The sequence below is a fragment of the Streptacidiphilus jeojiensis genome, assembly GCF_042510965.1.
In the GTDB taxonomy this organism is placed as follows: Bacteria; Actinomycetota; Actinomycetes; order Streptomycetales; family Streptomycetaceae; genus Streptacidiphilus; species Streptacidiphilus jeojiensis.
Genome location: NZ_JBEUKS010000010.1, coordinates 258,234 through 271,971, shown reverse-complemented (window position 1 = coordinate 271,971; position 13,738 = coordinate 258,234). Strand labels below are relative to the sequence as shown.

The 13,738-nt window shown below is 71.8% G+C and carries 15 protein-coding genes; 9 read left to right on the top strand and 6 right to left on the bottom strand.

From position 1 onward, the window contains the following. Window positions 1–36: 36 nt before the first annotated feature. Together ABUW04_RS27005 and pdxR are read right to left on the bottom strand one after the other, a co-directional pair. The gene (locus ABUW04_RS27005; protein WP_380566898.1) at window positions 37–570 is read right to left on the bottom strand and encodes a DUF1203 domain-containing protein; all 534 of its coding nucleotides are present in this window, start codon (window positions 568–570) and stop codon (window positions 37–39) included. 75 nt (window positions 571–645) lie between these two features. Then, a complete protein-coding gene (gene pdxR / locus ABUW04_RS27000; protein WP_380566897.1) occupies window positions 646–2,109 on the bottom strand; it encodes a MocR-like pyridoxine biosynthesis transcription factor PdxR in 1,464 nt (487 codons plus the stop codon). A 47-nt stretch (window positions 2,110–2,156) separates the two neighbouring features. Between pdxR and ABUW04_RS26995 the strand changes: the two genes are divergently transcribed. After that, a complete protein-coding gene (locus tag ABUW04_RS26995) occupies window positions 2,157–2,645 on the top strand; it encodes a carboxymuconolactone decarboxylase family protein (RefSeq protein ID WP_380566896.1) in 489 nt (162 codons plus the stop codon). A 3-nt stretch (window positions 2,646–2,648) separates the two neighbouring features. Here ABUW04_RS26995 and ABUW04_RS26990 read toward each other — a convergent pair whose 3' ends face one another. From ABUW04_RS26990 to ABUW04_RS26980, 3 genes are all read right to left on the bottom strand, one after another. Then, window positions 2,649–3,692, bottom strand: coding sequence for an EamA family transporter (locus ABUW04_RS26990; RefSeq protein ID WP_380566895.1), 1,044 nt, complete (start codon window positions 3,690–3,692; stop codon window positions 2,649–2,651). 142 nt (window positions 3,693–3,834) lie between these two features. Beyond that, window positions 3,835–5,157: a kynureninase gene (gene kynU, locus ABUW04_RS26985; RefSeq protein ID WP_380566894.1), complete on the bottom strand. Its 1,323-nt coding sequence runs from the start codon at window positions 5,155–5,157 to the stop codon at window positions 3,835–3,837. Further along, entirely contained in the window at window positions 5,147–5,929 is a 783-nt protein-coding gene (locus tag ABUW04_RS26980) for a tryptophan 2,3-dioxygenase (RefSeq protein ID WP_030255632.1), read from the bottom strand. The genes kynU and ABUW04_RS26980 overlap by 11 nt, the downstream gene beginning before the upstream one ends. Before the next feature lie 186 nt (window positions 5,930–6,115). On the opposite strand from ABUW04_RS26980, the gene ABUW04_RS26975 reads away from it, so the two are divergent. From ABUW04_RS26975 to ABUW04_RS26940, 8 genes are all read left to right on the top strand, one after another. Then, window positions 6,116–6,550, top strand: coding sequence for an Lrp/AsnC family transcriptional regulator (locus ABUW04_RS26975; protein WP_030255629.1), 435 nt, complete (start codon window positions 6,116–6,118; stop codon window positions 6,548–6,550). 25 nt (window positions 6,551–6,575) lie between these two features. Beyond that, window positions 6,576–7,373, top strand: coding sequence for an alpha/beta hydrolase (locus ABUW04_RS26970; protein ID WP_030255626.1), 798 nt, complete (start codon window positions 6,576–6,578; stop codon window positions 7,371–7,373). Between the two features lie 166 nt (window positions 7,374–7,539). Beyond that, window positions 7,540–8,922, top strand: coding sequence for a family 2B encapsulin nanocompartment shell protein (locus ABUW04_RS26965; protein WP_380566893.1), 1,383 nt, complete (start codon window positions 7,540–7,542; stop codon window positions 8,920–8,922). A gap of 57 nt (window positions 8,923–8,979) precedes the next feature. Continuing rightward, the gene (locus ABUW04_RS26960; protein WP_030255621.1) at window positions 8,980–9,738 is read left to right on the top strand and encodes a bestrophin-like domain; all 759 of its coding nucleotides are present in this window, start codon (window positions 8,980–8,982) and stop codon (window positions 9,736–9,738) included. Window positions 9,739–9,838: 100 nt separating this feature from the next. Next, the gene (locus ABUW04_RS26955; RefSeq protein ID WP_380566892.1) at window positions 9,839–10,363 is read left to right on the top strand and encodes a DinB family protein; all 525 of its coding nucleotides are present in this window, start codon (window positions 9,839–9,841) and stop codon (window positions 10,361–10,363) included. A 164-nt stretch (window positions 10,364–10,527) separates the two neighbouring features. Then, a complete protein-coding gene (locus ABUW04_RS26950; RefSeq protein ID WP_030255616.1) occupies window positions 10,528–11,052 on the top strand; it encodes a SigE family RNA polymerase sigma factor in 525 nt (174 codons plus the stop codon). A 53-nt stretch (window positions 11,053–11,105) separates the two neighbouring features. After that, window positions 11,106–12,395 carry a hypothetical protein gene (locus ABUW04_RS26945; protein ID WP_380566891.1) on the top strand — a complete coding sequence of 430 codons (1,290 nt, stop codon included), beginning with the start codon at window positions 11,106–11,108 and terminating at the stop codon, window positions 12,393–12,395. A 64-nt stretch (window positions 12,396–12,459) separates the two neighbouring features. After that, a complete protein-coding gene (locus tag ABUW04_RS26940; protein WP_380566890.1) occupies window positions 12,460–13,062 on the top strand; it encodes a GNAT family N-acetyltransferase in 603 nt (200 codons plus the stop codon). 45 nt (window positions 13,063–13,107) lie between these two features. Here the strand turns inward: ABUW04_RS26940 and ABUW04_RS26935 are convergent, their stop codons facing one another. Continuing rightward, window positions 13,108–13,683, bottom strand: coding sequence for a TerD family protein (locus ABUW04_RS26935; protein WP_030255608.1), 576 nt, complete (start codon window positions 13,681–13,683; stop codon window positions 13,108–13,110). Window positions 13,684–13,738: the final 55 nt, after the last annotated feature.

The following is a 13,738-nucleotide window of genomic DNA, read 5'->3' as shown; positions in this document are numbered from 1 at the left end:
GGTCCCAGGACCGGGGCGGGCAACGGACTTTCGTCCTCAGCCGCTGGTCGCAGCCGAGCGCCGGGCCTCCAGCACGAAGCATCCGTGGCCGAGCGCCCGGACGTGTACCAGGGCGACCTCGGGGTCGGCGAAGAGCGCGTGCAGTGCGGCGTCCGGGTCGCCCTCGGGGACCGCTTCGACCAGTTCGCCGCGCAGGATGTGCCCGGCCGCGTCATAGGCGCGGAACACCCGCCGGTCGTGCATGTGGAGAGGGTAGCGTCCGCCCGGCTCGGGGCCCTCGCAGTCGTCCGGGTCGGCGTGGATGAAGATCGGACCGCGCTCGTCGTAGGCCCCGGGGTCGGCTCCGGGGGTCGCGGCGGCCCAGCGGTGCAGCGGACCGTAGGAGACCAGGGCGATCGGCTCACCAGGGTTGCTGTAGCGCAGGCAGCAGCGCAGCGGGCTGCCGCCCGCGTCGTCGGCGAACGGGCGCATCGCCCGGCCCAGGTCGTCGGCGACGCGCAACTCGGCGAGGACGTCGGGGGCGATGGCGTGGACGGTGTAGTCGGTACTGAGCGTCGTTGCTGTGGTCATGCTTCCAGGGTCGGTCGGATCCGCGGCGAGGACCGGCGGGAATCGGACAGGGCGTTCGGACCGGTCGGCACCGGCTCAGACCACTGCCTCCAGTACCTGGCACAGGGTGTCCAGGGCCCCGGTGAAGGCGTGCTCGGCCGGTGTCCCGTAGCCGACGACCAGGCCGTCCCCTGCTTCGGGGCGGGGGACGGCGGGGTGCCGGAAGGAGTCCAGGCCCTGTACGGCCAGGCTCAGCCAGTCGGCGCTGCGCAGGGCCTGCTGCTCCGTCCCCGGGGGCAGTCGCAGCACTACGTGCAGTCCGGCGGCGATGCCGCTGACCCGGACCGAGGGGACCTTTTCGGCGAGCGCCGCGACCAGCCGGTCGCGGCGCCGGCGGTAGCGCAGCCGCATCGCCCGCAGATGGCGGTCGTAGCCGCCGGAGGTGATGAACTCGGCCAGGGTCAGCTGGTCCAGCACGCTGGGATGCCGCTCGTCGGCCTGCTTGGCCGTCACCACCCGCTCCACCAGGTGTCCGGGCAGCGCCATCCAGCCAAGCCGGAGTGCGGGGGCGAGGCTCTTGCTGGCGGTGCCGAGGTAGACCACGCGTTCGGGGTCCAGGCCCTGGAGCGCGCCCACCGGCTGGCGATCGTAGCGGAACTCCCCGTCGTAGTCGTCCTCCAGTACCAGGCCGCCGGTGGACCTGGCCCAGTCGACCGCGGCCGCGCGCCGGTCCGGGTGCAGCGGCACCCCGGTGGGGAACTGGTGCGCGGGGGTGAGTAGCACCGCGCCGTGGTGTCGACGAGTCGTCAATTGCGTTGTATCGGCACCATGGTGATCTACCGTCAGGGGGACGCTGGTGAGCCCGCCGGCGACGGCCAGATCGCGGTGGACGTCCAGGCCGTAGGACTCCATGGCGAGCGTGCGCACGCCGTCGGCGCGCAGGACGCGGCTCAGCAGCGAGAGTCCCTGGGTGAATCCCGAGCAGACCACCAGCTGCTCCGGGGTGGTGCGCACGCCGCGGGCCCGGGACAGGTACTCCGCCAGCGCCTCGCGGAGCGGCTGGCAGCCGCGCGGGTCCCCGTAGCCGAACATCTCGTTGGACGCCGTCGCCAGCGCCCGGCGGGCGGCGGCGAGCCAGGCCGTGCGGGGGAACGCGGAGAGGTCGGGGGAGCCGGCGTAGAGGCTGGTGGAGGTGTGGAAGGGGGCGAAGGGTCCCAGCGGGGCCGGGGGCCGGACCGGCTTCGCCGACCGCTTCCCGCGACGTCCGCCGTCCGGGCCGGCCACCCGTCGGGCCACCCGGGTGCCGGACCCCTGGCGGGCCGTGAGCCAGCCCTCGGCCACCAGCTCGCCGTAGGCGTCCGCGACGGTGTTGCGGGCCACCCCGAGGTCGGTGGCCAGCGAGCGCGACGGCGGCAGCCGGGTCCCGGGAGCGAGCCGCTCGCTGCGGACGGCCTCCCGCAGCGCGTCGGTGAGCGAGGCGCGGACGCCGCCGGGGCCGCCGAGGTCCAGATCGAGGTGGAGGTCGACGGTGCCGGGCTGATTGGCCCACTGATCTGCCATGGAAATGGACCATACTCCTGCGCTACTTGCCTCGTAGGTTGGTGTCCGTGACCACGATTGACACGTCCGACAGCCAGGGAGCCCACATGTCCGGCCAGCGCATGAACCTCGCCAAGCTCGCCCCCGAGGTCTACCAGGCGATGGTCGCCCTCGACCGCGCCGCCAGCCGGGGCGTGGACCCGGTCCTCGCCGAGCTCATCAAGATCCGCTCCTCGCAGCTCAACCACTGCGCCTTCTGCCTCGACATGCACACCCGCGACGCCCGCAAGGGCGGCGAGACGGAGGAGCGGATCTACCTCCTCAGCGCCTGGGAGGAGGCCGGTCCGGTCTTCACCGAGAAGGAGCAGGCCGCGCTCGCCCTCACCGAGGCCGTCACCGTCATCACCGACGGCTTCGTCCCGGACGAGGTCTACGCCCGCGCCGCCAAGCACTTCGAGGAGGCGGAGCTGGCCCAGGTCATCGCGCTGATCCTCACCATCAACTCCTGGAACCGGATCGCGGTGACCACCCGGATGCAGCCGACCCTGGGCCGCTGAGGATCAGCGGGCCGCCGGAGCGGCGGAGGTGGCGGGGGCCGCGACGGTGGGGAGCGGCTCCACGCCGACCTCGGTGACGACCGGGCCCTGGGCGGCGGGTGTCGACGAGGTCTGCGCGATGCCCGCGCCCACCAGGACCAGCAGCCCGCCGACGATCTGCGGCAGCGCCAGGTGCTCCCCGAGCAGGACCCAGGCCAGCACCGTGCCGACCACCGCCTCCAGGCAGGCGACGACCCCGGCGACCTGCGCCGACAGATGGCTGACCGCCGCCACCCCGGTCACATAGGCCACCACGGTCGCGACCACGATCACCCAGCCGAGCAGCAGCAGCGCCGGGACCTGCCGTCCGCCCATGGAGACGTCGTGGCCGAAGACCGACCAGTCGATGTTCCACGGGCGGGAGGCGACGGTGAAGACGATCGCACCGACCAGCAGCCCGTAGGCGCTCAGCGCGATGGCGTCCACCGGCTTCTCGGCCTCCGGGCCGTCGGCGGAGCTGTTCGCGGCCCCCGCGCCGACGCCTTCCGCCAGGACGAAGTAGGCGACCTGGCAGAAGGCCGCGCCCAGCCCCAGCGCCACGCCCCAGGGGTTGAGCCCGCCGAGCCCGCTCCAGATCTGCACCACGCAGCACAGCCCCAGCACGGCGAGCAGCGCACCCAGCGCGGCCCTGCGGCCGACCTTGCGGCGCTGGACGAAGCGGATGTAGCCGAGCAGCAGCGGCGGGCCCAGGTACTCGATCAGCAGTGCCACGCCGACCGGGATCAGCGCCAGCGAGGCGAAGGACAGGCCCTGGCAGCCGGCCACCGCGAACAGCCCGAAGCCGAGGACCAGCCCGGGGCGGCGGCGCGGCAGGTCGCGGTGCTTGACCAGGACCGGCAGCAGGATCAGCACGGCGCCGGTGGCCCGCAGCCACACCACGTCCATGGGGCTGAGGCCGGCCTCCATCAGTGGTTTGGCCGCCGTCCCCGAGCCGCCGAAGGCGCAGGCGGAGATGAGGATGAGGACCAGGCCGGTGAGCCGGTGCGGGGTGCGGGCGGTGCTGGGCATTGGGCCATTCTGGCAGCGGGCGGCTCGCCTCCGACAGGGGTTTAGTGGCAGGACGGTGCTGTACAGGTTGTACGGGGTGTACAGCGGTGGCGATCCCTACAGCTCAGGACGACAGCTCAGGACGACAGCTCGGGACGACCGTTCAGGTCACCGCCCCCGCCGAGGCCGTGAAGCGCTGCTCGCGCCAGACGCCCGACTCCAGAACCTCCCGCAGCGCCGTCGCCGCGTCCAGGACGTCACGGTGGCTCAGGTAGAGCGGGGTGAAGCCGAAGCGCAGCACGTCCGGGGCGCGGAAGTCGCCGATCACGCCGCGTTCGATCAGCGCCTGCATCACGGCGTAGGCGTGCGGGTGCCGCAGCGAGACCTGGCTGCCGCGGCGCGACGGCTCGGCGGGGGTGAGCGAGGGGAGGCCGAGGGGTGCGGTGAGCTCCAGGAAGAGCGAGGTCAGGCTGAGGCTCTTGGCGCGCAGCGCGGTGAGGTCGACCTCGTCCCAGAGGTCCAGTGCCGCCTGCAGGCCGGCCATGCTCAGCAGCGGCGGGGTGCCGGTGAGGAAGCGTCCGATGCCGTCGGCCGGGCGGTAGCCGGGTTCGAAGGCGAAGGGGTCGGCATGGCCGAACCAGCCGGTGAGCGGCTGTTCGGCGGCGTCGTGGTGGCGGGCGGCGGCGTAGAGGAAGGCGGGGGAGCCGGGGCCGCCGTTGAGGTACTTGTAGCTGCAGCCGACCGCGAAGTCCGCACCGGTGGCGTCCAGTTCGACCGGCAGCGCGCCGACCGAGTGGCACAGGTCCCAGACCACCAGCGCGCCGTGCCGGTGCGCGAGTTCGGTGATGCCGGCCATGTCGCGCAGCTCGCCGGTGCGGTAGTCGACGTGGGAGAGCAGCAGCACGGCGGTGTCGTCGGCGAGCAGGTCGGCCAGCGAGTCCGTGGTCCAGCCGTCGCGGTCCAGCAGCCTGCGGTCGCGGGCGGCAACGCCGACGCCCTCGGTGAGGTAGAGATCGGTGGGGAAGCTGCCCAGCTCGGCGACCAGGACCCGACGGTCCGGACGCAGCCGCCGGGCCGCCGTCAGCACCTTGAAGAGGTTCACCGAGGTCGAGTCGCAGACCACGGTCTGCCCGGGCGCGGCCCCGACCAGCGGGGCGATCCGGTCGCCCAGGCCGCGCGGCAGGTCGTACCAGCCGGCCTCGTTCCAGCTGCGGATCAGGCCCTCGCCCCACTCCTGCCGCACCAGCCGGGCGATCCGCTCGGAGGTGTGCGCGGGGAGCGCGCCGAGGGAGTTGCCGTCCAGGTAGAGCACGCCCTCGGGGAGGGTGAACCGGGAGCGGAAGCCGCGCAGCGGGTCGGCGGCGTCGAGGGCGGCGATGTCCGTGGCCTCGGCATCCGGGCCGATGGCGTCCGGGCCGATGGCGTCCGGGCCGATGACGTCCGGGTCGGCGATGTCGACGGTGGCGTCCGGGCGGTCAGAGGTCATTGCGGGCGCTCCAGAGCTCGGGGAAGACATCCTGGTCGGCAGCCTTGCGCAGCCAGCTGAGTCCGCTGGAGCCGCCGGTGCCGGGCTTGGCACCCATGGTCCGCTTCACCGAGGCGAGATGCCGCTGCCGCCAGCGGGTGACGCGTTCGGCGACGTCCAGCAGCAGCTCGCCGAGGAGTGCGAGGTCGCGGTGGTGCGTGCCGTCGTCGCCGCCCCGGTAGACCTCGGTCCAGCCCGCGGCGTCGGCGGTCAGTCCGCGCCGCCCCAGCAGCGCGGCGACGTCGTCGTAGAGCGAGGGGCCGTGCAGCGTCGCCGCGAGCTCGGCGTGCACCCGGGGGTGGCCCGCGTAGAGCTCCAGCAGCCGCTCGTGCTTGTTGCCGAGCAGGAACTCCAGGTGCAGGTAGGCGTACGACTGGAAGCCGCTGGCCTCGCCCAGGTACGGGCGGAAGGCGCTGAACTCGACCGGCGTCATGGTCGCCAGCAGGTCCCAGGAGCCGACCAGGACGTCCTGGACGCCGAGCCCGCGCCGCAGCGCGGCGGTGGCGGCCGGCAGGTCGTCGGCGCGCAGCGCCTGCTGGGCCAGCGTCCACTCCTGGCGGAGCTGGGCGAACAGCAGCTCCATCACCTGGGTGGCGACGATGAAGGTGCGCTCGCCGGGCTCCTTGCTGCGCGGGTGCTGGAGCGAGTGCAGCTCGTCGATGCCGGCGTAGGCCGTGTACGGGGTGGTGGGCTCGCCGAAGTCGAGCCGGGGGGAGGTGGTGGGGGTTGCCATCGGGGTGCCTCCGTCGCTTGCTTCCGGTCCGGCTGCGCTGCAGGCTCGCTCGCCTCTGTCATTCTGCGCGGCGGAGGGCCCTCGCTGAATGGCCGACGGATGCCCGTTGGGCCGTTCTGCCTACCATGGGGAAGGTGGACACCCCCATCGGGTTGCCGATCGACAGGCGGACAGGAGGCGACCGGTATGGACGCCGTGGACCGGCGGCTGCTGGCCGAGCTGCAGCAGGACGCCAGGCTGTCCTTCAACGAGCTCTCGCGCCGGGTCAACCTGTCCTCGCCGGCCGTCGCCGAACGGGTGCGCAGGCTGGAGGCGGCGGGGGTGCTGACGGGGTATCACGCGCAGGTCGACCTGGTCCGGGCCGGCCGGCCGGTCAGCGCCCTGGTCCAGGTGCAGTGCTACGGACCGCGCTGCGTACTGCGCGACCCGGCCGTCGCCGACTGGCCGGAAGTACTGCAATTGCACCGGGTGACCGGAGGAGCCTGCTGCGTGCTGATGGTGGCGGTAGCTTCGATGGCGGAGTTCGAATCGCTCATCGACCGACTGGCCGAGTACGGGCAGCCCTCCAGCACCATGATCCTGTCCAGTCCGGTGCTGTGGCGGCCCGTCGAACCGGCCTGACCAGCTGGCCCGAAGGAGTTACGGCATGAGTGAGGTGCTGAACCGCCCGTCCCCGCCGCCCGACCACACCGCGCACTACGGCTCGCACCGGGAACAGGTCGTCGACCTGCGGATGCCCAAGGAAGGACCGGCCAACGGCACCCTGGTGGTGCTGATCCACGGCGGCTTCTGGCGCGCCGCCTACGACCGGACCCACACCGGCCCGCTGGCCGACGCGCTGGCCGCGGCCGGCTATACCCTCGCCGTCCCGGAGTACCGGCGGGTCGGCTCCTTCGGCGGGGGCTGGCCGGGGACCTTCGACGACCTCTCGGTGTTCCTGGAGATGCTGCCGCTGATCAGCACCGCCCACGGCATCAGGACCAAGCGCACGGTGCTGGTCGGGCACTCGGCCGGCGGCCACCTCGCGCTGTGGGCCGCGGCCCGGCACCGGCTGCCGGCCGGCTCCAACTGGCGGACCGACTGGCGTCCTGACGCGGTGGTCGCGCTGGCCGGATGCTCCTCGCTGGCGCTCACCGACGTCTGGGAGCTGAGCCGGGGCGCGGCGGCGGAGCTGCTCGGCGGCGGCGTCAACGACGTCCCCGAGCGCTACGCGCTGGCCGATCCGGGCGCGCTGCTGCCCCTGGGCGTCCCGGTGACGCTGCTGCACGGGACCATGGACGACGACGTCCCGGTCGACATGAGCCGCGAGTTCGCGGGGCTGGCCCAGCGGTCCGGAGATCCGGTGCGGCTGGTGGAGCTGCCCGGGATGGACCACTTCGGGCTCATCGATCCGCTGTCCACGGCCTGGCCGCACCTGCTGGAGGCCATCGACGACGGGGGCTGACTGCGGGCCGACGATCCGACATTCCCATAACCGGATGTACGAACAGCGGCTGGGACTACCCCGATTGGGTGTCGAACATGTGCACTCGATCAGGGAATAGCCCTCCCCATTCCCGTCCGCCACCCTGGAATCGCAGGTCACACGCTTTCTGGGGAGGCAGCAGCAGATGACGGACGAGCAGACGGCTCTCGGCACAGCAGCAGCGAAGAACCTGGCGACCACCACCAAGACCGCCCCGCAGATGCAGGGCATCACGTCCCGGTGGTTGCTGAAGATGCTGCCGTGGGTGCAGGTCGCCGGCGGCACCTACCGGGTCAACCGGCGCCTCACCTACGCCACCGGACGGGGGCGGATCAGCTTCGCGCAGACCGGCGCGGAGGTACGGATCGTCCCCCCGACCCTGGCCGAACTGCCGGTCCTGCGGGGGTTCCAGGACCAGACATTGCTCATCGAGCTGGCCGGCCGCTTCGAGCAGCGCGAGTTCGAGCCGGGCGAGGTGGTCGCCGAACTCGGCGCACCGGTCGACCACGTCCTGGTCGTCGCGCACGGCAAGATCCGCAAACTGGGGGACGGCAAGTTCGGCGACCACGACGCGGTCCTCGGCACCCTCGCCAACGGCGACCACTTCGGCGACGAGTCGCTCACCGGCGAGGCCACCGAATGGCCCTGGACCGCGAAGGCGGCCACCGCCGGCACGCTGCTGGTGCTGCCCAGGGAGGCCTTCGCCGACCTGGTCGGCCGCTCCGCGGCGCTGCAGGCCCAGGTCGACGGCTACATCGCCGAGTCCTCCTGGGCCCAGGACAAGCACGGCCAGGCCGCCATCGACCTGGCCGCCGGGCACGAGGGCGAGGAGCAGCTCCCGGGCACCTATGTCGACTACGAACTCGCGCCGCGCGAGTACGAGTTGAGCGTCGCGCAGACCGTGCTGCAGGTCCACAGCCGCGTCGCCGACCTCTACAACCAGCCGATGAACCAGATCGAGCAGCAGCTCAAGCTCACGGTGGAGGCCCTGCGCGAACGCCAGGAGCACGAGCTGATCAACAACCCGGACTTCGGGCTGCTCCACAACGCCGAGCACGAGCAGCGGATCCACACCCACGGCGGCCCGCCCACCCCCGACGACATGGACGAGCTGCTCTCCCGCCGCCGCGGCTCGCAGTTCTTCCTGGCCCACCCGCGCGCCATCGCCGCGTTCGGACGCGAGTGCAGCAAGCGCGGGCTCTACCCGGACTCCGTGGACGTCGGCGGGCACCGGATCCCGTCCTGGCGCGGGGTGCCGATCTTCCCCTGCGGCAAGATCCCGGTGAACGGCGGCCACACCAGCTCGATCCTGGTGCTGCGCACCGGCGAGGACAACCAGGGCGTGGTCGGCCTGCACCAGACCGGCATCCCGGACGAGTACGAGCCCGGCCTGTCGGTGCGGTTCATGGGGATCAACGAGAAGGCCATCATCCAGTACCTGGTCAGCACCTACTTCTCGGCCGCGGTGCTGGTCCCGGACGCGCTCGGGGTGCTGGAGAACGTCGAGGTCGCCCATCCGCGCGACTGAGCGCCCGGCGTCAACCGTCCGCGCGAGCTCAGCCGAGAGAACCAGGAGCGTGGCCATTTGAGCTGGTCAGACGTGGCGATCTTCGTCGGATCGCTGGTGCTTGCCGCACTCGTGCTGTGGGTGCTGCAGCTCTTCGTCCCGCACCCCCGCCGGGAGTTGCACAACGATGTCGCCGGCTTCATCTTCGCCGGCGTCGGGGTGATCTACGCGGTCCTGCTGGCCTTCGTGGTCATCTCCGTCTGGGAGAACGTGGACGCGGCCCGGCAGACCACCTTCAAGGAGGCGGACGCGCTGGCCGGCGTGTACTGGATCTCCCGCGACCTGCCGCTGCCGATCGGCGCCACGATCGAGCACGACACCCTGGACTACGCCCACACGGTCCAGGACACCGAGTGGCCCCTGATGGGGTCGCACCGGAGCAGTCCCCAGGCCACCCAGGAGGTCTATGCCATCCGTGCCGCGGTGAACTCCTTCCAGCCGACCACCCCGCAGCAGGAGGTCCTCTACGAGCACGCGGTGACCCATGTCGAGGACCTGGCCACGGAGCGGCGGGCGAGGCTGACGGAAGTGGAGGACTCGGTCCCGCCCATCCTGTGGGGCGCGCTGATCCTGGGCGCGGTGGTGACCATCGGCTTCACCTATCTGTTCGGCCTGTCCAACACCCTGGTCCACACCCTGATGGTGCTGTCGCTGACAGCGCTGGTGGTCGGATCACTGATCCTGGTGAAGGAGATGAACTACCCCTTCCTCGGCGTCACCAAGGTCGAGCCGACGGCCTTCCAGGTCTTCCTGGACCGGCTGCCGGCGCCCCGATGACCTGCGGTGGCGCCCCGATCGCCCACTAGGACGGAATCTGACCTAGTTGGTCCGTAGCGTGGGGGCTACCAACTTCCCAGAAGAGAAAGCGGTGGCCCCCATGCCTGTACTCGTTTCCGCGGAGACCGACGAGCGTGCCGCACTGCTCCAGTTCGTGGAGGCCCAGCGCGGCGCGCTCCGCCGCGCCGTGGGCGGTCTGACCGAGGAGCAGGCCTCCTCCCGCCCCACGGTGAGCGAACTGACGGTGGCCGGAGTGCTCAAGCACTGCGCCGAGATGGAGAGCAACTGGGTCCGGGTGATCCTGGCCGGCCGGCCGTCGCTCCGGCAGCGGGACCAGTCCAACTGGGGCGACAGCTTCCGACTGGTCGACGGCGAGACCGTGGACGACGTGCTGGCCCTCCAGGAGGCCGTCACCGCCGAGACCGCCGAGATCATCGCCGCCCTGCCGGACCTCGACGTCGAGGTCCCGCTGCCGGAGGCGCCGTGGTTCCCGCAGGGCTCGCACCGCTCGGCCCGCTGGATCCTGCTGCACCTGGTCGAGGAGCTGGCCCGGCACGCCGGCCACGCCGACATCCTCCGCGAGTCGGTCGACGGGGCCACCGCGTTCGCCCTGCTGGGCTGGTAGTTCCGGCCCACCCGAACCTTCCTCCACGAAGAGCCACCCCTCCCGTTCCGGGCCGGGGTGGCTCTTCGTGCTTCCGGTGCCGCAGAAGCTCTGTAACGTCCGCCCGGCCCCTCCGCGTCATAGGTGCAGAGAACGGAACGGCAACCACTCCACCCGGGGGCTCAGTGAAACAGGCACAGATCGACGAGTACCTGGACTTCGCGACCGCGCGCAGCGGACACCTCTACCGGACGGCGTGCCTGCTGGCCGGCGGGGACAGCCATCTGGCCGAGGACCTGGTGCAGGAGACGCTGGGGCGGCTGTACGTGCACTGGCGCCGGGTCTCCGGCGCCGACAACCCGGCCGCGTACGCGCACACCGTGCTGGTGCGGGCGTTCCTCAGCCACCGGCGCCGCCGCAGCAGCGGCGAGCGCCCCACCGGGTACCTGCCGGACGGGGCCGACGGGGCGTCAGCGGCAGCGGGGCAGGGGGACCCGGCGCTCCGGCTCACCCTGCTGAGCGCGCTCCAGCAACTCACGGTCCGGGACCGCGCCGTGGTGGTGCTCCGCTACTGGGAGGACCGCAGCGTCGAGGAGACCGCGACCGCGCTGCGGCTCAGCGCCGGCGTCGTCCGCACCCAGAGCTCCAGGGCGCTCAAGCAGCTGCGCCAGATCCTCGGCACCAGCCTCGGCGACCTCGCACACCGCTAGCCGGCTCCTGCTCACTCACCTCATCATCACCCAATCGAGAGGGTGGCCCTGCCATGCCCTTTGAAGACGAACTCACCGAAGCACTCAACGACACCGCCCACAGCTTCCAGCCGGATCTGACCTCCCTGGTGAACGCCGGAGTGGGCGACGGCCGCCGGCGCAACCGCCGCCGCCGCGCGCTGGGCGTGCTCGGCACCGTCACCGCGCTCGCGGTGGTCGGCGTCGGCGGGACCTTCGCGTCCGGTGCGCTGTCCAGCGACCAGGGCACCGGGAAGTCCGCCGGCCACAGCGTGGCGACCGGCAAGCCGGCCAAGGTCCAGGTCGCCGACGCGGCGCCGGTCAGTGCCCAGGAGATGGTCGCCAAGCTGGAGTCGCTGCTCCCGCACGGGACCTTCAGCCGGGCGGCCGGGACCGGGACCGAGGAGGGCGGCGGCAGCAAGGGCGGCGGCGCGGGTGCGTACCTGGTCTTCCAGGACGGCCACGGCGCGGTGCAGGTCAGCGTCAACGTCGAGCACCACTACGCCAGTGCGGCGGACGCCTCGGGTCAGCTCAGCTGCCCGAGCAAGATCGATTCTCCGTACGACGTCTGCTCGGTCAAGCGCAACGCCGACGGCTCGGTGCTGGTCGTCCACCAGAGCCACGAGTACACCAACGACCCCGGCAGCACCAAGGAGTGGTTCGCCGTCCTCACCCGCAGGGACGGCTCCCAGGTCACCTTCGACGAGTTGAACTCGGACCAGGAGAAGGGCGCCGCGGCGACCAGGACCGATCCGCCGCTGTCGCCGGCCGCGATGGCCGCGCTGGTCGGGAGCGACACCTGGGCACCGGTGATCGCGGCGCTGCCCGCGCCCGCCTCCCAGCCCGGCAGCGGCTCGGGTTCGGGCTCGGGTTCGGCCGATCCGGGCAGCGGGGCGCAGGTGCTGGCGAAGCTCAGGTCGCTTCTGCCGAGCGGGGTCGGCGTCTCGCAGACGCGGACCGACAGCGGCTTCGCCGAGGTGCTGCTGACGGACGGCAAGGGGTCGGGCTTCCTGACCGTCTCGGTGGTGCCCGAGTCGGCTCCGGTCACCAAGCCGGGACAGAGCGGGCCTCCGGCCGCCGACCCGTTCGCGGGGGCGACCAGGCTGTCCGACGGCTCGCTGCTGCTGGTCAAGCAGCAGCAGTCGGAGAAGGGCCCGGCCGGGGTGCTGCAGTGGAGCGCCTACCTGAAGACGGCGAAGGGCACCGTCGTCTACGTCGACGAGTACAACGACAAGGCCTACCAGACGCCCAAGGACCGGGCCGTGCCGGTGCTGACGGTCGCTCAGCTCAAGCAGCTCGTCACCAGTCCGGTCTGGGGCGGCTGACCCCGGCGGCCGCCGCCGAGCGGGTACGTACCGGGCATCCCGTCGGCTGTGCCAAGCTGGCGGGATGTCGACGATCCGTTCGTACCGCCCTGCCGATCTCGAAGCCCTGTACGACGTCTGTATCCGTACCGGGCACAACGGCGGTGACGCCACCGGGCTCTACCAGGATCCGCGGATCCTGCCCGACATCTTCACCGGGCCCTATCTGGCGCTGCGGCCGGAGCTGGCGTTCGTACTGGCGGACGAGGAGGACCGGGCGGTCGGCTACATCATCGGCGCGGCCGACACCCCGGCGTTCGTCGACGACTTCCGGCGGGACTGGCTGCCCACGGTGGCCGGGCGCTACCCGGAGGGCAGCGGTGCCGGGCGGGACGCCCAGCGGATCAGGGAGCTGCACCATCCGGAGTGGATGTGGCACGAGGAACTCGCCGAGTATCCGGCGCACCTGCACATAGACCTGCTCCCCGAGGCCCAGGGCAAGGGCGCGGGGCGGGCCCTGATGGGCACCTACCTGGCCGCGCTGCGGGACCGCGGGGTGCGGCGGGTGCACCTGGGGATGAGCGCGGCGAACCACGGTGCCAGGGCGTTCTACGACCGGCTGGGGTTCCGTGAACTGCACCGCACGGGGGATGGCGGAGGGGTGACGCTGGGTCGCGAAACGGACTGAGGGATCAGCGGCTGCGGCCCGCCAACTACGGTCCGCACTGAACCCCTAGAGGCTGACGCCGAAGTCGCGGGCGATGCCCGACAGCCCCGAGGCGTACCCCTGGCCGATCGCGCGGAACTTCCACTCCGCGCCGTTGCGGTAGATCTCGCCGAAGACCATCGCGGTCTCGGTCGCGGCGTCCTCGGAGAGGTCGTAGCGGGCGATCTCGGCGTCGCCGTTCTGGTTCACGACGCGGATGAAGGCGTTGCGGACCTGGCCGAAGTTCTGGCTGCGGTTCTCGGCGTCGTAGATGGAGACCGGGAACACCAGCTTGTCGGCCTCGGCCGGGAGGCCGGCCAGGTTCACCTTGATCTGCTCGTCGTCGCCCTCGCCCTGGCCGGTGAGGTTGTCACCGGCGTGGACCACGGTCTGGTCCGGGGTGGCGGTGTTGTTGAAGAACACGAAGTGCTTGTCCGAGAGGACCTTCCCGGAGGCGTCGAGAACGATCGCGCTGGCGTCCAGGTCGAAGTCGGTCCCGGTGGTGGTGCGAACATCCCAGCCCAGGCCCACGGTGATCGCCGTGAGACCGGGTGCCTCCTTGGTGAGGGAGACGTTTCCGCCCTTGGACAGGCTTACCGGCATGGTGGGGCCCCTTCCTGTTCCTGCTTCTCGTTGGAGTCGCTCTCTGCCGGTAAGA

Coding starts and splice junctions, on each gene's coding strand:
- ABUW04_RS27005 (WP_380566898.1), bottom strand. CDS start 570: ATGACCACAGCAACGACGCTCAGTACCGACTACACCGTCCACGCCATC.
- ABUW04_RS26945 (WP_380566891.1), top strand. CDS start 11,106: ATGCCCTTTGAAGACGAACTCACCGAAGCACTCAACGACACCGCCCAC.
- ABUW04_RS26980 (WP_030255632.1), bottom strand. CDS start 5,929: ATGGCAACCCCCACCACCTCCCCCCGGCTCGACTTCGGCGAGCCCACC.
- ABUW04_RS26955 (WP_380566892.1), top strand. CDS start 9,839: ATGCCTGTACTCGTTTCCGCGGAGACCGACGAGCGTGCCGCACTGCTC.
- ABUW04_RS26940 (WP_380566890.1), top strand. CDS start 12,460: ATGTCGACGATCCGTTCGTACCGCCCTGCCGATCTCGAAGCCCTGTAC.
- ABUW04_RS26935 (WP_030255608.1), bottom strand. CDS start 13,683: ATGCCGGTAAGCCTGTCCAAGGGCGGAAACGTCTCCCTCACCAAGGAG.
- pdxR (WP_380566897.1), bottom strand. CDS start 2,109: ATGGCAGATCAGTGGGCCAATCAGCCCGGCACCGTCGACCTCCACCTC.
- ABUW04_RS26990 (WP_380566895.1), bottom strand. CDS start 3,692: ATGCCCAGCACCGCCCGCACCCCGCACCGGCTCACCGGCCTGGTCCTC.
- ABUW04_RS26965 (WP_380566893.1), top strand. CDS start 7,540: ATGACGGACGAGCAGACGGCTCTCGGCACAGCAGCAGCGAAGAACCTG.
- kynU (WP_380566894.1), bottom strand. CDS start 5,157: ATGACCTCTGACCGCCCGGACGCCACCGTCGACATCGCCGACCCGGAC.
- ABUW04_RS26975 (WP_030255629.1), top strand. CDS start 6,116: ATGGACGCCGTGGACCGGCGGCTGCTGGCCGAGCTGCAGCAGGACGCC.
- ABUW04_RS26970 (WP_030255626.1), top strand. CDS start 6,576: ATGAGTGAGGTGCTGAACCGCCCGTCCCCGCCGCCCGACCACACCGCG.